This window comes from Roseomonas aerilata DSM 19363 (genome assembly GCF_000711725.1).
Taxonomy (GTDB): Bacteria; Pseudomonadota; Alphaproteobacteria; order Acetobacterales; family Acetobacteraceae; genus Roseomonas; species Roseomonas aerilata.
In genome coordinates, this window is the sequence record NZ_JONP01000008.1 from 136186 (window position 1) to 149553 (window position 13368).

The window sequence follows — 13368 nt, forward strand, 5'->3', positions numbered from 1 at the left end:
CCGGCCCGTGCCCGATGGGCCAGCGGCGCGCCCCTGTTGCCGCTACTTCCGGCCGCCGGTGTAGGGCGGGGCGTATCCGGCGGGGGAGCCGTAGCCGGGCTGCCCGTAGGGGGCGGGCTGGTAGACCGCGCCAGGAGGCGGGCCACCGGCCGCGCGGCTGATCCGCGTGCGGTCCCCGCGGGAGATGACGACGCGGTCGCCGGCCTGCAGCCCCTCCTCGTTCGTCTGGACGACCTGGAAGTCGCCGCCCGTGTCCTCGCGCACGGTGAACTCGACCGCCTGGCCCGTGCTGACGCCGCTGCCGATCGCGTTGCCCGCGAGTCCGCCGATGAGGGCGCCGCCGAGGCCGCCGAGGACGTTCGAGCGGGGATCGCCGCCGATGAAGGAGCCGGCCACGCCGCCCGCCACGGCGCCCGCGGCCGTGCCGATGCCGGAGCCGTTGCCCCGCACCGTCACCGGGCGGGTGCCGACGATCGTGCCGTAGGAGACCATCGCGGTGCGGCCGATCGCGGCCGCGTTGTAGACCCCGCCCGTGTCCTGGGGCGCGCAGGCCGAGAGCCCGCCCGCCAGGAGCGCGGCGGCGAGGCCCGCCCGCAGTCCGAAAATTCGTGCAACGGGCATGTCAGAGGGACGAGGGGCCATTGGGAATCCTTTGGAAGACGGAGCCTTCCCGGTTGGGGACGCCTGCCAGATTGCTCCCAAGCGGCCTCTTGGCAACAGGCCCCGGCATCGTCGCGCGGACCGGCGGCGGGCGTGCTGCCAGGGTTTTGACCGCGATTCAGTCGCTTGGAGGCCGCAAAGTCTCCTTGCGGCCGCCGCAAGCATCCGTTAGCCCTGGCTTGCGACGATCAATCGCGGCCGACGGGGGCCGATGGCGGTGCGTGGGGACGCGCCGCCGGAGACTTCCGCACTGACCGGTTCGCCGGCCGGCAGGGAACAGGGGGTTGAGGGGATGAACCTGATCGCTCGAGCTGCGCGCTCGCGCAGACTGGTGCGCGGGGCGCGGACGCTGGCGGCGATGTCCGTCGTGGCGGCGCTGGCCGCCTGCGGCAGCCAGCCGGATGTCGCGGGTCCCACGACCAACCTGCGCAGCACATCCACGAATCGCCTGGCGAGCTACGACCCGCCCGGTCCCGCCTCCGACCCCTGGGGCCCCTATATCAAGGAGGCCTCTGCCCGCTTCGACGTGCCGGAGCGCTGGATCCGGGAGGTCATGCGCCAGGAGAGCGGTGGCCGACTGACCGCGACCTCCCGTGTCGGCGCGATGGGCCTCCTGCAGCTCATGCCCGGCACCTATGCCGAGCTGAACGCCAAGTACGGCCTCGGCGACGACCCGTACCACCCCTGGGCCAACCTCATGGCCGGCACCGCCTATATCCGCGAGATGTACCAGCTCTACGGCTCGCCCGGCTTCCTGGCGGCCTATAACGGTGGTCCCCGCCGCCTTGAGAACTATCTCTGGGCCGGCGGGCGGATGCCGGAGGAGACGCGGAACTACGTGGCCCGAATCGGGCCGCGGATCGCGGGCGTGCACCCGAACCGCCGCGCGCCGGACGAGGTCTATGCCGCGGCCGACATCTCCCTCAACCCGCCGCCGCGCCGCACGGGCGATCCCGCCACGATGCTGGCCCTGCGCGAGCAGCGGCGTAACACGGACCCTGGCGTCCAGCTCGCCCAGCTGCCGCCCGGCCAGGTCATCCGCATGGAGCCGATCCCCGACGGCTCGACCTATGGCTACAGCGCGCCGCCGGCCGCGGCGCCGGCTCCGACGCAGCTCGCCTCGCTCGGCCCGAACGTGATCCGGATGGATCCGATCCCCGACGGCTCCACCTACTCGCGGGAGCCCGCGCCGGTCGTCGTCTCGCGGATGGACCCAATCCCCGACGGCTCCACCTATGCGCGCGAGCCCGCGCCGGTGGTGGTCGCCCGGATGGACCCGATCCCGGACCCGCCGGAGACCGCGCCGGCCCCGCGCTCCTACGCCGTCGCCTCGGCCGAGGCGCGGCCGAGCTACCCGGCGCCGGAGCGCCCGGCCGCGCGGCCCTTCGGCTTCCTCGTGGCCCCCGCCCATGCGGGAACGCTGCCCCCGCCGATGGCGCGCGGAGGCCTGCCGCCGGGCGTGATGCGCGCCGGTGGGCCCGCGGCCCAGGCCGCGCCGGCGCCCGCCGCAAATGGCAGCTGGGCGATCCAGGTCGGCGCCTTCGCCAGCGAGAACCTCGCGCGCGACGCCGCCGGCCAGGCGCGGAACGGCGCCGGCAACGGCCGCCCGACGGTCATGCCGGTGGCCCAGGGCCGCAACACGCTCTATCGCGCCCGTGTCTCCGGCCTCTCGCGCGACGCGGCGCAGAGCGCCTGCGACCGGCTGCGCGCCCGCGGCAGCTGCATGGTCATCTCACCGGACGCCTGAGCCGGGCGAGATCGCTGCGATTCGAGAAGGGCCGGGGATTTCTCCCCGGCCCTTTCCGTTTCAGGCGCCCGAGACGACGGCGCCGCCGAACTCCCGCTCCACGAACTCCTTGACCGAAGGATCGGCGTAGCCGGCCGCCAGCTTCGTCGCCCAGGGGGCCGAGGCATCCGCGCGCCGCACCACGACGAGGCAGGTGTAGGGATTCGTCCGGGCACCCTCGGCCGATTCGGCCACCAGGCTGTCGCGCCCCGGCATCAGCCCGGCGGGGACCGCGTAGTTGCCGGTGATGGCCGCCGCGTCCACGTCGTCGATGGCGCGGGCGATGGTGGCGGCCTCCAGCTCCACGATCCGGATGCGCTTCGGGTTCTCGGTGATGTCGGCGACCGTCGCCCGGAAGTCGGCCCCGGCGCGCAGCTTGAACAGCCCGGCCTCGGCGAGGAGCACGAGGGCGCGGCCACCATTGGTCGGGTCATTCGGAATGGCGACGCGGGCGCCGTTCGGCAGGTCGGACAGCGCCTTCACCTTGCGGCTGAACACGGCCATGGCCGTCAGCACGGTCTTGCCGACGGGCACGAAGTCGTAGCCGCGCTGGGCCTTCTGGGCGTCGAGGAACGGCTGGTGCTGGTAGGTGTTGGCGTCGATCTCGCCGCCCTGCAGGGCGACATTCGGCTGAATGAAGTCTGAGAACTCGGTGATTCGGACCACGAAGTTGTCGCGTGCCAGGACGTCGCGCACGCGCTCAAGCACCTGGGCATGAACGCCGGAGGTGACGCCGACGCGCAGCGGACGGGAGGCGGTACCGAAATTCGCGCCCTGGGCGAGCGCACCCCGCGCGAGGACGAGCCCTGGCGCGGCGACCAGAAGGGAACGGCGAAGCATAGCGGCTTGATCTCCTGCGATCAGAAAGCGGGGACGACGGAACCCTGGAAGGTCGTCTCGACGAACTTCTTCACCTCGTCGTTCCGATAGGCGGCGAGCAGGCGGCGCACCCAGGGGGCGTCCCGATCCTTCCCCTGCACGGCGATAACGTTGGCGTAGGGGCTGTCCTTGTCCTCGATCGCGATGGAATCGCGCACGGGGTTCAGGCCGGCATTGATGGCGTAGTTCGTGTTGATGGCCGCCAGGTCCACCTCCTCCAGCGCGCGCGGAAGCTGGGCGGCTTCCAGCTCGACCACGCGGATGCGGCGGGGATTGGCGGTGATGTCGGCCACCGTGGCGCTGGAATTGGCGCCGGCCTTGAGGGTGAAGAGACCCGCCTTGGCGAGCAGCACCAGGGCGCGGCCGCCATTGCTCGGGTCGTTCGGGACGGCGATGCGGGCACCATTCGGCACCTCCTCCGCCTTCTTGTAGCGGCGGGAGTAGAGGCCCATCGGGAAGATCATGGTCTTCGCCACGGAAACCAGCGGCAGGCGGCGGTCACGCACCGCGGCGTCCAGGAAGGGCTGGTGCTGGTAGGAATTGGCGTCCAGGTCCCCGGCGGCGAGGGCCGCGTTGGGCTGGATGTAGTCGGTGAACTCCACGATGCGGATCGCCAGCCCGTCACGGGCCGCGATCTCGCGCACCTTCTCCATGGCCTGCGCGTGGGGCCCGGCGGTGACGCCGATGCGGAGCGGGCGCTGGGCCGTGCCCACATCCTGCGCCATGGCGGCGATCGGAGAGAGGGCGGCGAGCGCCGCCAGGGTGCCCAGGCTGCGACGGGTGGTGTTCATCGTTCGTCTTCCGTGTGTCAGCGCCGGCTGAAACGCCGGACGAGCCAGTCGCCCAGGGATTGCAGCCCCTGGACGAAGAGGATGAGGATGGCCACCACCGTCGCCATGACCTCGGGCATGAAGCGCTGGTAGCCGAAGCGGATGCCGAGATCGCCGAGCCCCCCGCCGCCGATGGCACCCGCCATGGCCGAGTAGCCGACAAGCCCGACGAGGGTGACGGTAATGGCGGCGATCAGGCCCGGCAGGGCTTCCGGCACCAGCACGCGGGCCATGATCTGGGTGCGGGTGGCGCCCATGGCCCGCGCGGCCTCGATCACGCCGCGGTCCACCTCGCGCAGCGCATTCTCAAACAGCCGGATGATGAAGGCGGTGGCCGCGAGGGAGAGCGGCACGAGGGCCGCCGTGGTGCCGATCGAGGTGCCGGCGACGAGGCGCGTGAAGGGCACGATCGCGACCATCAGGATGATGAAGGGTGTCGAGCGCACCGCGTTCACCAGCAGGCCGAGCGGGCGGTTCAGCCAGCCATTGGGCGAGAGGCCTTCCGGCCCGGTCGTGTGCAGCAGCAGGGCGAGCGGCAGGCCGATGACGATGGCGACGACGGCACCGCCGAAGGTCATCAGCAGCGTCTGCCAGGTCGCCTCGATCAGGAGGTCGGTCAGGGCGGGGGGAAGCCAGGGGATCATGCCGCGTGCTCGGGCCCCTCGGGGGCGATGTCGGAAACGTCGAGGCCGAGGCCGCGCATCCAGGTCGTGGCCTCCGCGACGACGGGGGGCGGGCCGTAGGCGGCAAGGGCCATGAGGCCGTAGGGCTCGGCCCCGATCGCGTCGATCCGGCCGGAGACGATGTTCAGGTCCAGCCCGAAGCGGCGGGAGGCCTCGCTGACCACGGCGCGCGTGGAGGAGGGGCCGGCGAAGAGCACCTGGAGAAGCCGGCGCTCCTCCCCCGGGTTCGGCGGCGGAAGCTGGGCGAGGGTGCCGGGCGGCACGACATGGCCGATCACCTCCGCCACGAAGCGCCGCGTGGTGGGGTGTCGGGGCCGGGTGAAGACATCGAAGACGCGGCCCTGCTCGATCACGCGGCCGGCTTCCATCACCGCCACGCGGTCGCAGACGGCCTTCACCACGGCCATCTCGTGCGTGATCAGCAGGACCGTCAGGTCCAGCCGGTCCCGGATGGAGCGGAGAAGCGCGAGAATCTCCCCTGTCGTCTCGGGATCGAGGGCGCTGGTGGCCTCGTCGCAGAGAAGGACGCGGGGGCGGGAGGCGAGGGCGCGGGCGATGCCGACGCGCTGCTTCTGCCCGCCGGAGAGCTGGGCCGGAAAGGCATCGCGCCGCGCCTCCAGCCCAACCAGCGGCAGCAGCTCGGCCACGCGGGCCTCCCGCTCGGCGCGCGGGATGCCGGCGATCTCGAGCGGGAAGGCGATGTTGCCCGCGACGGTCCGCGCGGAGAGCAGGTTGAAGTGCTGGAAGACCATGCCGATGCCGCGGCGGGCGTTGCGCAGGGCGGCGTCGTCCAGCCGCGTCATCTCCTGGCCGAGGACGGAGACCGTGCCGCTGTCCGGCCGCTCCAGCAGGTTTACGCAGCGGAGAAGGGTGGATTTCCCCGCGCCCGAGCGGCCGACGATCCCGAAGATCTCGCCCGGCGCGACCTCCAGCGAGACGCCGTCCAGCGCGCGGAGCGGCGTGCCGCGGCCGCGGAACTCGCGGGCGAGGTCGCGGAGCAGGATGGCCGGCGGGGAGGGGTCAGACATGGGAGGAAACCCGGAAGGAGGGGTCAGGCGCGCGGGGTCTGCCACGGATCGGCCCGCGGCGGGAACTGGCGGGGCGGAACGGCTCTCGCGACCGGATTTTTCCCCGTTGAGGCGTGGTTTTCGCGATCGCACCTAAGTCGTTCGTGAAACGAGGTCAATGCCGGCGGCCGGGTTGCCGCCATGCGTGCCGCGCCGCACGATGGGCGCATGGATATCCAAGCTTTCGACGCGCTGGTAATCGGCGCCGGCATCGGCGGCGCGACGGCCGCGGCGCATCTGGCGACGACCCGCCGCACCGCCCTCCTCGAGGCGGAGGAGAGCGCGGGCTACCACACCACCGGCCGCTCGGCTGCGATCTGGATCCTCAACTACGGCACGCCGGACGCGCAGGTGCTGACGGCGGCTTCAGGGAGTTTCTTCCGCAACCCGCCCCCGGGCTTCGCCGACGTGCCGCTGATGACACCGCGCCCCGTCGTGCACCTGGCGCCGCCCGAGCAGGTCCCGGCGCTGGAGGCGATGATGGCGGGCGGCGAGGAGATTGAGCCGATCACGCCCGAGGCGGTGCGGGCCATGGCCCCGGCCCTGCGGCCCGGCTACGCCGCCGCCGCCGCGATCCAGCGCAATGCCTTCGACATGGACGTGGCCGCGCTGCACGCGGGCTTCCTGCGGACGGTGCGGGCCGCCGGCGGGGTGCTCGCCCTGCGGCAGCGCGCCGGGCGCATCTGGCAGGAGGCGGGACGCTGGCACGCCGAGACAGGCGACGGCACCGTCTTCGCCGCGCCCGTGCTGGTGAACGCGGCGGGGGCCTGGGGGGACGAGGTCGCGCGCATCGCGGGCGTCGCGCCGCTGGGGCTGCAGCCGAAGCGACGGACGGCGCTGATCGTCGATCCCGCGCCGCACGACGTCTCGGCCTGGCCGTTGCTCGGGGATGTCGCCCATACCTGGTACGCCCGGCCCGAAGCCCGGGCGAAGCTCATGGTCTCGCCGGCCGACGAGACGGACAGCGATCCCTGCGACGCCCAGCCGGACGAGCTGGACGTGGCCGTCGCCGCGGACCGGTTCGAACAGGCACTCGATATCCCCGTGCGCCGGGTGGAGCACCGCTGGGCGGGCCTCCGGACCTTCACGCCGGACCGTGGGCTGGCCATCGGCCCCTCCGGCACGCCGGGATTTTTCTGGAACTGCGGGCAGGGGGGATACGGCATCCAGACCGCTCCGGCCGCGGGCCAGTTGCTTGCAGCGCTGGTGAACGAGGAGGATCCCGAGGGGCTCAGGGACATCGTGCCGCTCGTCGATCCGCGCCGCTTTGCCAAGGAGTTCGCATGAGCCCGCTGCCCAGCCACGATGATGTCCGCGCCGCCGCCGCCCGGCTGGCGGGGCGCGTTGTCCGCACGCCGATGCTGCGACACCCCGTGCTGGACGCGCTGACGGGCGGGACGGTGCTGGTGAAGCCGGAGCCGCTGCAGCGCACGGGCTCCTTCAAGTTCCGGGGCGCGACGAACGCGGTGCTGCGCCTGGCCGAGGACCAGCGCGCGGGCGGGGTGGTGACGCATTCCTCGGGCAACCACGGGCAGGCCCTGGCCAGCGCGGCCGCCTCGGAAGGGGTGCGGGCGCTGATCGCGATGCCCCAGGACGCCCCCGCCATCAAGGTCGAGAGCACCCGGCGCTGGGGGGCGGAGATCACCTTCTTCGACCGGCTGAACACCGACCGAGAGGCCCTGGCGAAGCGACTGGCCGAGGAGCGCGGCGCCGCCCTTATCCCGCCCTTCGACCATCCGGACGTGATCGCGGGTCAGGGGACCGCCGGGTTGGAACTGGTGGAGGACGCCGCCACGGCCGGGCTGCGGATGGATGCGATGGTCGTTTGCACCGGTGGCGGCGGGCTGGTGGCCGGCTGCGCCCTGGCGGTGGAGGGGGCGAGCCCCGGCACGGAAGTGATCGCGGCCGAGCCGGAGGGCTGGGACGACACGGCACGGTCGCTCGCGGCGGGGGAGCGGCTGGCCGCGGACGGCAAGGGCTCCACCTTCTGCGACGCGCTGCTCTCGATCCGGCCGGGCGAGATCACCTTCGCGCTGAACCGTCCCCGCCTTGCGGGCGGCGTGGCCGTCACGGTGGAGGAGGTGCTGGCCGCCATGCGCTTCGCCTTCGACCACCTGAAGCTGGTGGTGGAGCCGGGCGGCGCGGTGGCGCTGGCCGCCGTCCTTGCCGGGCGCGTGCCGGCGAGGGGGCGGACCCTTGGCGTGGTCATCAGCGGCGGGAACGTCGATCCCGCTGTCTTCGCGCGCGCCCTGGCCTGACGTCGGCCGCCCCGGAGGGGCGGCCGGTCAGCGTCAGGAGTAGCCCTTGTTCACGTGATCCTGGGCCGCCTCTTCCTGGGTCTCGGCATCGACGTTGGCAGGCTGGGACGCACCGCCGGGACCAGGCCCCTGGGATGATGACGACCCGCCGGAAGTGCCTCCGGCGGAGCTTCCCTGAGAGCCACCCTGCTGGGCGCTGCCACCTTCCGCGGGGCGGAAGTCGAAGCTGCCGCCCTCGCTCTGCCAGGTCTGGACGGTCAGGACCTTCGCCCCGCCCTTGCTCTCATGCGGGCCGTGCACCACGCCCTTGGCATGGGTGAGGAAGGCGCCGACCGCGAGCGGCTGGCCGGCCTCGATCAGGTCGCCTTCCAACACGAAGTGCATCTCGGATCCGGCGTCGTGGTAGTGCGCGGGGATCACCCCGCCCGCCGGCAGGTGGACGATGGAGGTGACGACGCCCTTCGAGCGGTCCTCGTTCAGGATCTGGATCTTGAACTCGCCGGTCGCGCCAGGGATCTCGAAGGGAACCGCCTCGCCGGGCTGGGCCATCCGCAAGCCGCTGTCTGCCATGTCGTGCCTCCGCTCGTTTCAGGGCTCCGAACGTGGGCAGGAAGCGGGAAGTTGCCAGGACCGGTCTTCAGGCCGCCCGCAGGTGCTCCAGCAGGCGGGGCATGAGCTCCACCAGGTTGCAGGGGCGGAAGCGGGCGTCGAGCTGGTGGACGAGGATATCGTCCCAGGCATCCTTCACTGCCCCGGTGCTGCCGGGCAGGGCGAACAGGTAGGTGCCGCCCGAGACGCCGCCGATGGCGCGGGACTGGATCGTAGAGGTGCCGATCTTCGCGTAGCTGAGCATGCGGAACAGCTCGCCAAAGCCCGTGATCTCCTTTTCCAGCACGCGGGCGAAGGCCTCAGGCGTCACGTCGCGGCCGGTGATGCCGGTGCCGCCGGTGGTGATCACGCAGTCCACCTGCGGGTCGGCGATCCAGCGGCGGAGATGGGCCTCGATGGTGTCCGCCTCGTCGCGCGCGATGGCGCGGTCGGCCAGCCGGTGGCCTGCGGTCTCGATCCGGGCGGCCAGCGTGTCGCCGGAGCGGTCGGAGGCGAGGTCGCGCGTGTCGCTGACGGTCAGCACCGCAATGTTCACGGGCAGGAAGGTGCGGCTCTCGTCGATCGGCATGGCGGAGGCTCCCGGGTGGGCTGAAGTTTGGCAATTGATATGGGATGCGGGCTGGGCGGCCATCCCCCTTCGCGGGCGATTCCCGTCATGCGATGGTCCCGCCGGTGGTCCCCGGAGGAACGTCGCGTGCCCCGCTTCCTGAACATCGCCGGTCTCGTGGCCTTCGCTGCGGGCGCGGTATCCCTGGCCTTCGCCGCCTATATCCTCATCACGGGGGTGATCGGGTGGAATCCCTTCGGTGGCTATACCCGGCCGATGTTCGCGGGCCTCCAGACCATGGGCGTCATGCTGGCGCTGGGCCTCGTCCTGCTCGTTGCCGGTGCCGTGCTGGCCCAGGTTTCGGTCCGGGCCGAGGCGGGGCGGGGCAAGCGGGCCCCGGCCCACTGAGCGCGGCCGGGGAGCTCACCACTCGCCCAGGAAGACGCCGGCCCGCTTGTGGCTGTCGGTGCGCAGCTCCGCCTCCGCCCAGGTGATGGTGGTGCGGCGCTTCAGCCCCTGGAACCAGGCCAGCAGCCGCTCCCGCATCTCCCGGCAGGTCTCGGCCATGGCGGGGTCATCGCCGAGATCGTGCAGTTCCTGCGGGTCGGCGGCGAGGTCGAAAAGCATCGGCCTCAGGCCGCCGGTCCAGTGGACGTATTTCCAGCGCTCGGTGCGGACCATCCAGGCGTGGTGATGGCCGGTCGGCAGGCCGAGGCGGCGGCGGGCGCCGCGGAAGGTCCAGTCCAGCTCCGAGAAGGCGGCGTCGCGCCAGGCCACCTCCCGTCCGCGCGTGAGCGGCAGGAGGGAACGGCCCTCCACCACGTGCTCGGCGGGCTCGAGGCCGAGCGCGTCCAGGATCGTCGGCACCACGTCGATCGCCTCGGCGAAGCGGTTCTCGACCGTGCCGCGCGTCGCGTCCGCCTCCGCCGAGGGATCGTAGAGGATGAAGGGCACGCGCTGGACGGGGTCGTGGAACAGCTCCTTCTCGCCGAGCCAGTGGTCGCCGAGATAGTCGCCGTGGTCGGCGCAGAAGACGACGAGCGTGTCCTTCCAGCGGCCGAGCCGCTCCATCGCCTCCCAGACGCGGCCGAGATGGTGGTCGAGCTGGGCGATCAGGCCCTGATAGGCCGGGCGTACCGTCGCGATCGTCTCGTCGCGGGCGAAGTTCCGGGCGACCTCCTCGTTCTGGAACTCGCGGAGGACGGGGTGCGCGCCGGGGCCGCGCTCCGCCTCGCCGCGCACGACGGGCAGGCAGTCCTCCGGCCGGAACATCGCGTGATAGGGTGCGGGCGCGATATAGGGCCAGTGCGGCTTGACGTAGGAGAGGTGGAGCACCCATGGCTTGTCCCCCTGTTCCTCCATGAAGCGGATGCCGATGTCGGTGGTGTAGGCGGTCTCGCTGTGCTCCTCCCTGACGCGGGAGGGATAGCGGGCGTTGCGCATCTTCCAGCCGGAGAGCGGGCCGTCCGGGCCATCGACGGCGATGACGTAGTCCGTCCAAGGGTCGGGGCTGTCATAGCCCTTGGCGCGCAGCCAGTCGGCATAGGCTGAATCGGGCTCGCCATGATGGCCGTCATGGCGGTCCACGAGGGTGAACCAGCCCTCGTCGAGCAGCACCTTCAGCTCGCTCGCGCCATCCACCTCCAGGCGCGCCTGCCCGCGGGCATCGGGCAGCACATGCGTCTTGCCGGCCAGCGCGAGGCTGCGCCCGGCCTCCCGCAGGTGCCAGCCGAGCGTCACCTCGCCGACCGAGAGCGGCACGCGGTTATGAGTGGCACCGTGCGAGGAGACATAGCGGCCGGTGTAGTAGGACATGCGCGAGGGCCCGCAGATGCCGGACTGCACATAGGCCTGGGCAAAGCGCACCCCGCGGGCTGCGAGCGCGTCGAGGTTCGGCGTGGGCAGGTGCGGGTGGCCGGCGCAGGACATGTGGTCCCAACGGAACTGGTCCGACATCACGAAGAGAACGTTCCTGGCGGTCATCGCGCCCTTGCTTCCGGCTGTTTCCCGGCCCCAGGCTAGGCGCAAGAGAGGACCGGCGGTAGGCCCGGTACCGGGGGGCAAGCCGTGGCAAGAATGGTGATCACGCGGCGGGCGGCGGGAATGCTGGCCTTGGCCGCCGCGGCCCCCGCAAGGGCGCAGGGCGAGGCGACGCGGATCGTCGCCGCCTTTCCGCCGGGCGCCGCCCTCGACGGGATGGCGCGGCTGCTGGCCGAAGGGGCCTCGCGCGGCGAGGCGGCGCGGCTGCGCGGCACGGTCGTGGTGGACAACCGGCCGGGAGCCAACGGCAACATCGCCGCGGCCGGGGTCGCGCGCGCCCCGGCGGACGGGCGGACCCTGCTGCTGGTGATCGACACCACCCTCAGCCTCAACCCGCATCTCTACGCCAATCCGGGCTTCGACCCCGCGCGGGATCTGGAGCCCGTGGCCATCGCGGGCACCTTCCCGCTGGCGCTGCTGGTGAACCCCGCCTCCGGAATCACCGATCTCGCGGGGCTTGCGGCGGCGGCGCGGGCCCGGCCGCTTCTCTACGCCTCGGCGGGCAGCGGCTCGCCCGGGCACCTGGCGATGGAGGCGCTGCGGGCGGCCCTCGGCCTGCCGGCCTCCGCCTTCGAGCACGTGCCCTTCCGCGGCAATGCGGAGGCGCTGACGAGCCTCATCGCCGGGCAGGTCTCGGTCGGGTTCCTCGCCGTGGGCGGCGGCGCCGACTTCGTGCGGGACGGGCGGCTGCGGGGGCTGGCCGTCTCGGGCACCCACCGGATGGAGATGCTGCCCGAGGCCCCGACGGTGGCCGAACTGGGCCATCCGGGCTTCGACGTGCGCTTCGCCTTCGTGCTGGTCGCGCCGCGCGGGCTGCCGGCGGAGCTGCGGCGGGACTGGGCCGGGCTGGTCGCGGTCGTCATGGCCCAACCGGGAACGCGGGCGCGGCTGGCGGCCTGGGGGGTGGATGCCGAGGCGGGCGGGCCGGAGGAGGCCGCCGCCTGGATCGCCGCTGCGGGGGAGCGATGGGGCAGGATCGCGCGGGAGACCGGGATGAAGGTCGGCTGATGGCGGGGATCCCTCACCCTGGCCGGCGGCGGGTGCTCGGCCTCGCCTCGGGTCTTCTTCTCGGCACGGCGCGCAGGGTCGAGGCGCAGGCGCCGGACCCCTACCGGATCGTCGTGCCTTTCCCGCCCGGCGCCGCCTCCGACGGCATCGCGAGGCTGCTGGCCGAGCGGATGCTGCGGCCCGGCGCGACCCCGGGCGCCGGGGGCGTCGTGCTGGTGGACAACCGCGCCGGCGCCGGCGGCAACCTGGCGGGGGCGCAGGTGGCGCGCGCGCGGCCGGATGGACGGACCTTGCTGCTGACGATCGATACCACCCTGACGGTGAACCCCTACCTTTACGCCGACCTCGGCTACGACCCCGAGGCGCTGGAGCCGGTGGCGGTGCTCGGGACCTTCGCCCAGGTCCTCCTGGCTCATCCCTCCTCGGGCATCGCCAGCATGGCGGAGTTCCTGGCGAAGGCGCGGCAGGGCGGGCTTCCCTATGCCTCGGGCGGGGTGGGCACGCCGGGGCAGCTCGTGATGGAGGCCTTCCGCCTGGCCGCGGGGTTGCCGGCGGCGGCGCTCGTCCACGTGCCCTATCGCGGCTCCGGGCCCGCGCTGACCGACCTCGTGGCCGGCAACGTGCCGGTCGGGTTCCTGGCGATCTCGGGGGCGCCCGAATTCGTTCGAAGCGGACAGGTGCGCGCGCTGGCTGTCTCCAGCGCCGGGCGGCTGGATACCCTCCCGGGCGTGCCGACGCTCGGCGAGGTGGGCTTTCCCGGCCTCGAGATGGAGTTCGCCAACCTGCTGATGGCGCCGCGCGGCCTGCCGCCGGGCCTTGCGGCGGGGATCGCCTCGCAGGCGATCGGGATGCTGGAGGAGGGGCCGGTGCGCGCCCGCTTTGCGAACTGGAATCTCTCGGCCCGGACGGGCGGACCGGCGGAGGCGGGGGCCTGGATCGCCCGGGCCCGGCCGCGCTGGGGTGAGGTGGTCCGGGCGACCGGCATGCAGGCGGGCTAGCCG

The 13368-nt window shown here is 72.8% G+C and carries 14 protein-coding genes; 6 read left to right on the top strand and 8 right to left on the bottom strand.

What is annotated here, in order from left to right:
• Positions 1 to 42: 42 nt before the first annotated feature.
• Complete coding sequence (locus BO39_RS11470) at positions 43 to 642, bottom strand: outer membrane lipoprotein (RefSeq protein WP_245615115.1); 600 nt, start codon at positions 640 to 642, stop codon at positions 43 to 45.
• Positions 643 to 952: 310 nt separating this feature from the next.
• On the opposite strand from BO39_RS11470, the gene BO39_RS11475 reads away from it, so the two are divergent.
• Positions 953 to 2407, top strand: coding sequence for a transglycosylase SLT domain-containing protein (locus tag BO39_RS11475; RefSeq protein ID WP_052401960.1), 1455 nt, complete (start codon positions 953 to 955; stop codon positions 2405 to 2407).
• Positions 2408 to 2467: 60 nt separating this feature from the next.
• On the opposite strand, the gene BO39_RS11480 is transcribed toward BO39_RS11475, so the two are convergent.
• From BO39_RS11480 to BO39_RS11495, 4 genes are read right to left on the bottom strand one after another with little or no spacing between them, the layout of a single operon-like run.
• Positions 2468 to 3286: a MetQ/NlpA family ABC transporter substrate-binding protein gene (locus BO39_RS11480; RefSeq protein ID WP_043833157.1), complete on the bottom strand. Its 819-nt coding sequence runs from the start codon at positions 3284 to 3286 to the stop codon at positions 2468 to 2470.
• A 20-nt stretch (positions 3287 to 3306) separates the two neighbouring features.
• Positions 3307 to 4116, bottom strand: a complete 810-nt coding sequence (locus tag BO39_RS11485) for a MetQ/NlpA family ABC transporter substrate-binding protein (RefSeq protein WP_043833160.1) — start codon at positions 4114 to 4116, stop codon at positions 3307 to 3309.
• Positions 4117 to 4133: 17 nt separating this feature from the next.
• Positions 4134 to 4799: a methionine ABC transporter permease gene (locus tag BO39_RS11490; RefSeq protein WP_043833162.1), complete on the bottom strand. Its 666-nt coding sequence runs from the start codon at positions 4797 to 4799 to the stop codon at positions 4134 to 4136.
• Positions 4796 to 5866, bottom strand: a complete 1071-nt coding sequence (locus tag BO39_RS11495) for a methionine ABC transporter ATP-binding protein (RefSeq protein WP_043833165.1) — start codon at positions 5864 to 5866, stop codon at positions 4796 to 4798. The genes BO39_RS11490 and BO39_RS11495 overlap by 4 nt, the downstream gene beginning before the upstream one ends.
• Before the next feature lie 207 nt (positions 5867 to 6073).
• Between BO39_RS11495 and BO39_RS11500 the strand changes: the two genes are divergently transcribed.
• Positions 6074 to 7192, top strand: a complete 1119-nt coding sequence (locus BO39_RS11500; protein WP_043833409.1) for an NAD(P)/FAD-dependent oxidoreductase — start codon at positions 6074 to 6076, stop codon at positions 7190 to 7192.
• On the top strand, positions 7189 to 8163 hold the full coding sequence (locus tag BO39_RS11505; RefSeq protein WP_043833168.1) for a threonine ammonia-lyase: 975 nt from the start codon (positions 7189 to 7191) through the stop codon (positions 8161 to 8163). The genes BO39_RS11500 and BO39_RS11505 overlap by 4 nt, the downstream gene beginning before the upstream one ends.
• A 33-nt stretch (positions 8164 to 8196) precedes the next feature.
• On the opposite strand, the gene BO39_RS11510 is transcribed toward BO39_RS11505, so the two are convergent.
• Positions 8197 to 8733: a cupin domain-containing protein gene (locus tag BO39_RS11510; RefSeq protein ID WP_043833171.1), complete on the bottom strand. Its 537-nt coding sequence runs from the start codon at positions 8731 to 8733 to the stop codon at positions 8197 to 8199.
• 67 nt (positions 8734 to 8800) lie between these two features.
• Positions 8801 to 9340, bottom strand: a complete 540-nt coding sequence (gene moaB, locus BO39_RS11515) for a molybdenum cofactor biosynthesis protein B (RefSeq protein WP_043833173.1) — start codon at positions 9338 to 9340, stop codon at positions 8801 to 8803.
• A gap of 126 nt (positions 9341 to 9466) precedes the next feature.
• On the opposite strand from moaB, the gene BO39_RS11520 reads away from it, so the two are divergent.
• On the top strand, positions 9467 to 9727 hold the full coding sequence (locus BO39_RS11520; RefSeq protein WP_043833176.1) for a hypothetical protein: 261 nt from the start codon (positions 9467 to 9469) through the stop codon (positions 9725 to 9727).
• Between the two features lie 15 nt (positions 9728 to 9742).
• On the opposite strand, the gene BO39_RS11525 is transcribed toward BO39_RS11520, so the two are convergent.
• On the bottom strand, positions 9743 to 11302 hold the full coding sequence (locus BO39_RS11525) for a sulfatase-like hydrolase/transferase (protein WP_043833178.1): 1560 nt from the start codon (positions 11300 to 11302) through the stop codon (positions 9743 to 9745).
• A gap of 93 nt (positions 11303 to 11395) precedes the next feature.
• Between BO39_RS11525 and BO39_RS11530 the strand changes: the two genes are divergently transcribed.
• Entirely contained in the window at positions 11396 to 12367 is a 972-nt protein-coding gene (locus tag BO39_RS11530; protein ID WP_084698044.1) for a Bug family tripartite tricarboxylate transporter substrate binding protein, read from the top strand.
• On the top strand, positions 12367 to 13365 hold the full coding sequence (locus BO39_RS11535; RefSeq protein ID WP_052401962.1) for a Bug family tripartite tricarboxylate transporter substrate binding protein: 999 nt from the start codon (positions 12367 to 12369) through the stop codon (positions 13363 to 13365). The genes BO39_RS11530 and BO39_RS11535 overlap by 1 nt, the downstream gene beginning before the upstream one ends.
• Positions 13366 to 13368: the final 3 nt, after the last annotated feature.

Bases quoted from the DNA above. Each gene is read 5' to 3' on its own strand.
- BO39_RS11470 (WP_245615115.1), bottom strand. From the start codon at position 642: ATGGCCCCTCGTCCCTCTGACATGCCCGTTGCACGAATTTTCGGACTG.
- BO39_RS11475 (WP_052401960.1), top strand. From the start codon at position 953: ATGAACCTGATCGCTCGAGCTGCGCGCTCGCGCAGACTGGTGCGCGGG.
- BO39_RS11480 (WP_043833157.1), bottom strand. From the start codon at position 3,286: ATGCTTCGCCGTTCCCTTCTGGTCGCCGCGCCAGGGCTCGTCCTCGCG.
- BO39_RS11485 (WP_043833160.1), bottom strand. From the start codon at position 4,116: ATGAACACCACCCGTCGCAGCCTGGGCACCCTGGCGGCGCTCGCCGCC.
- BO39_RS11490 (WP_043833162.1), bottom strand. From the start codon at position 4,799: ATGATCCCCTGGCTTCCCCCCGCCCTGACCGACCTCCTGATCGAGGCG.
- BO39_RS11495 (WP_043833165.1), bottom strand. From the start codon at position 5,866: ATGTCTGACCCCTCCCCGCCGGCCATCCTGCTCCGCGACCTCGCCCGC.
- BO39_RS11500 (WP_043833409.1), top strand. From the start codon at position 6,074: ATGGATATCCAAGCTTTCGACGCGCTGGTAATCGGCGCCGGCATCGGC.
- BO39_RS11505 (WP_043833168.1), top strand. From the start codon at position 7,189: ATGAGCCCGCTGCCCAGCCACGATGATGTCCGCGCCGCCGCCGCCCGG.
- BO39_RS11510 (WP_043833171.1), bottom strand. From the start codon at position 8,733: ATGGCAGACAGCGGCTTGCGGATGGCCCAGCCCGGCGAGGCGGTTCCC.
- moaB (WP_043833173.1), bottom strand. From the start codon at position 9,340: ATGCCGATCGACGAGAGCCGCACCTTCCTGCCCGTGAACATTGCGGTG.
- BO39_RS11525 (WP_043833178.1), bottom strand. From the start codon at position 11,302: ATGACCGCCAGGAACGTTCTCTTCGTGATGTCGGACCAGTTCCGTTGG.
- BO39_RS11530 (WP_084698044.1), top strand. From the start codon at position 11,396: ATGGTGATCACGCGGCGGGCGGCGGGAATGCTGGCCTTGGCCGCCGCG.
- BO39_RS11535 (WP_052401962.1), top strand. From the start codon at position 12,367: ATGGCGGGGATCCCTCACCCTGGCCGGCGGCGGGTGCTCGGCCTCGCC.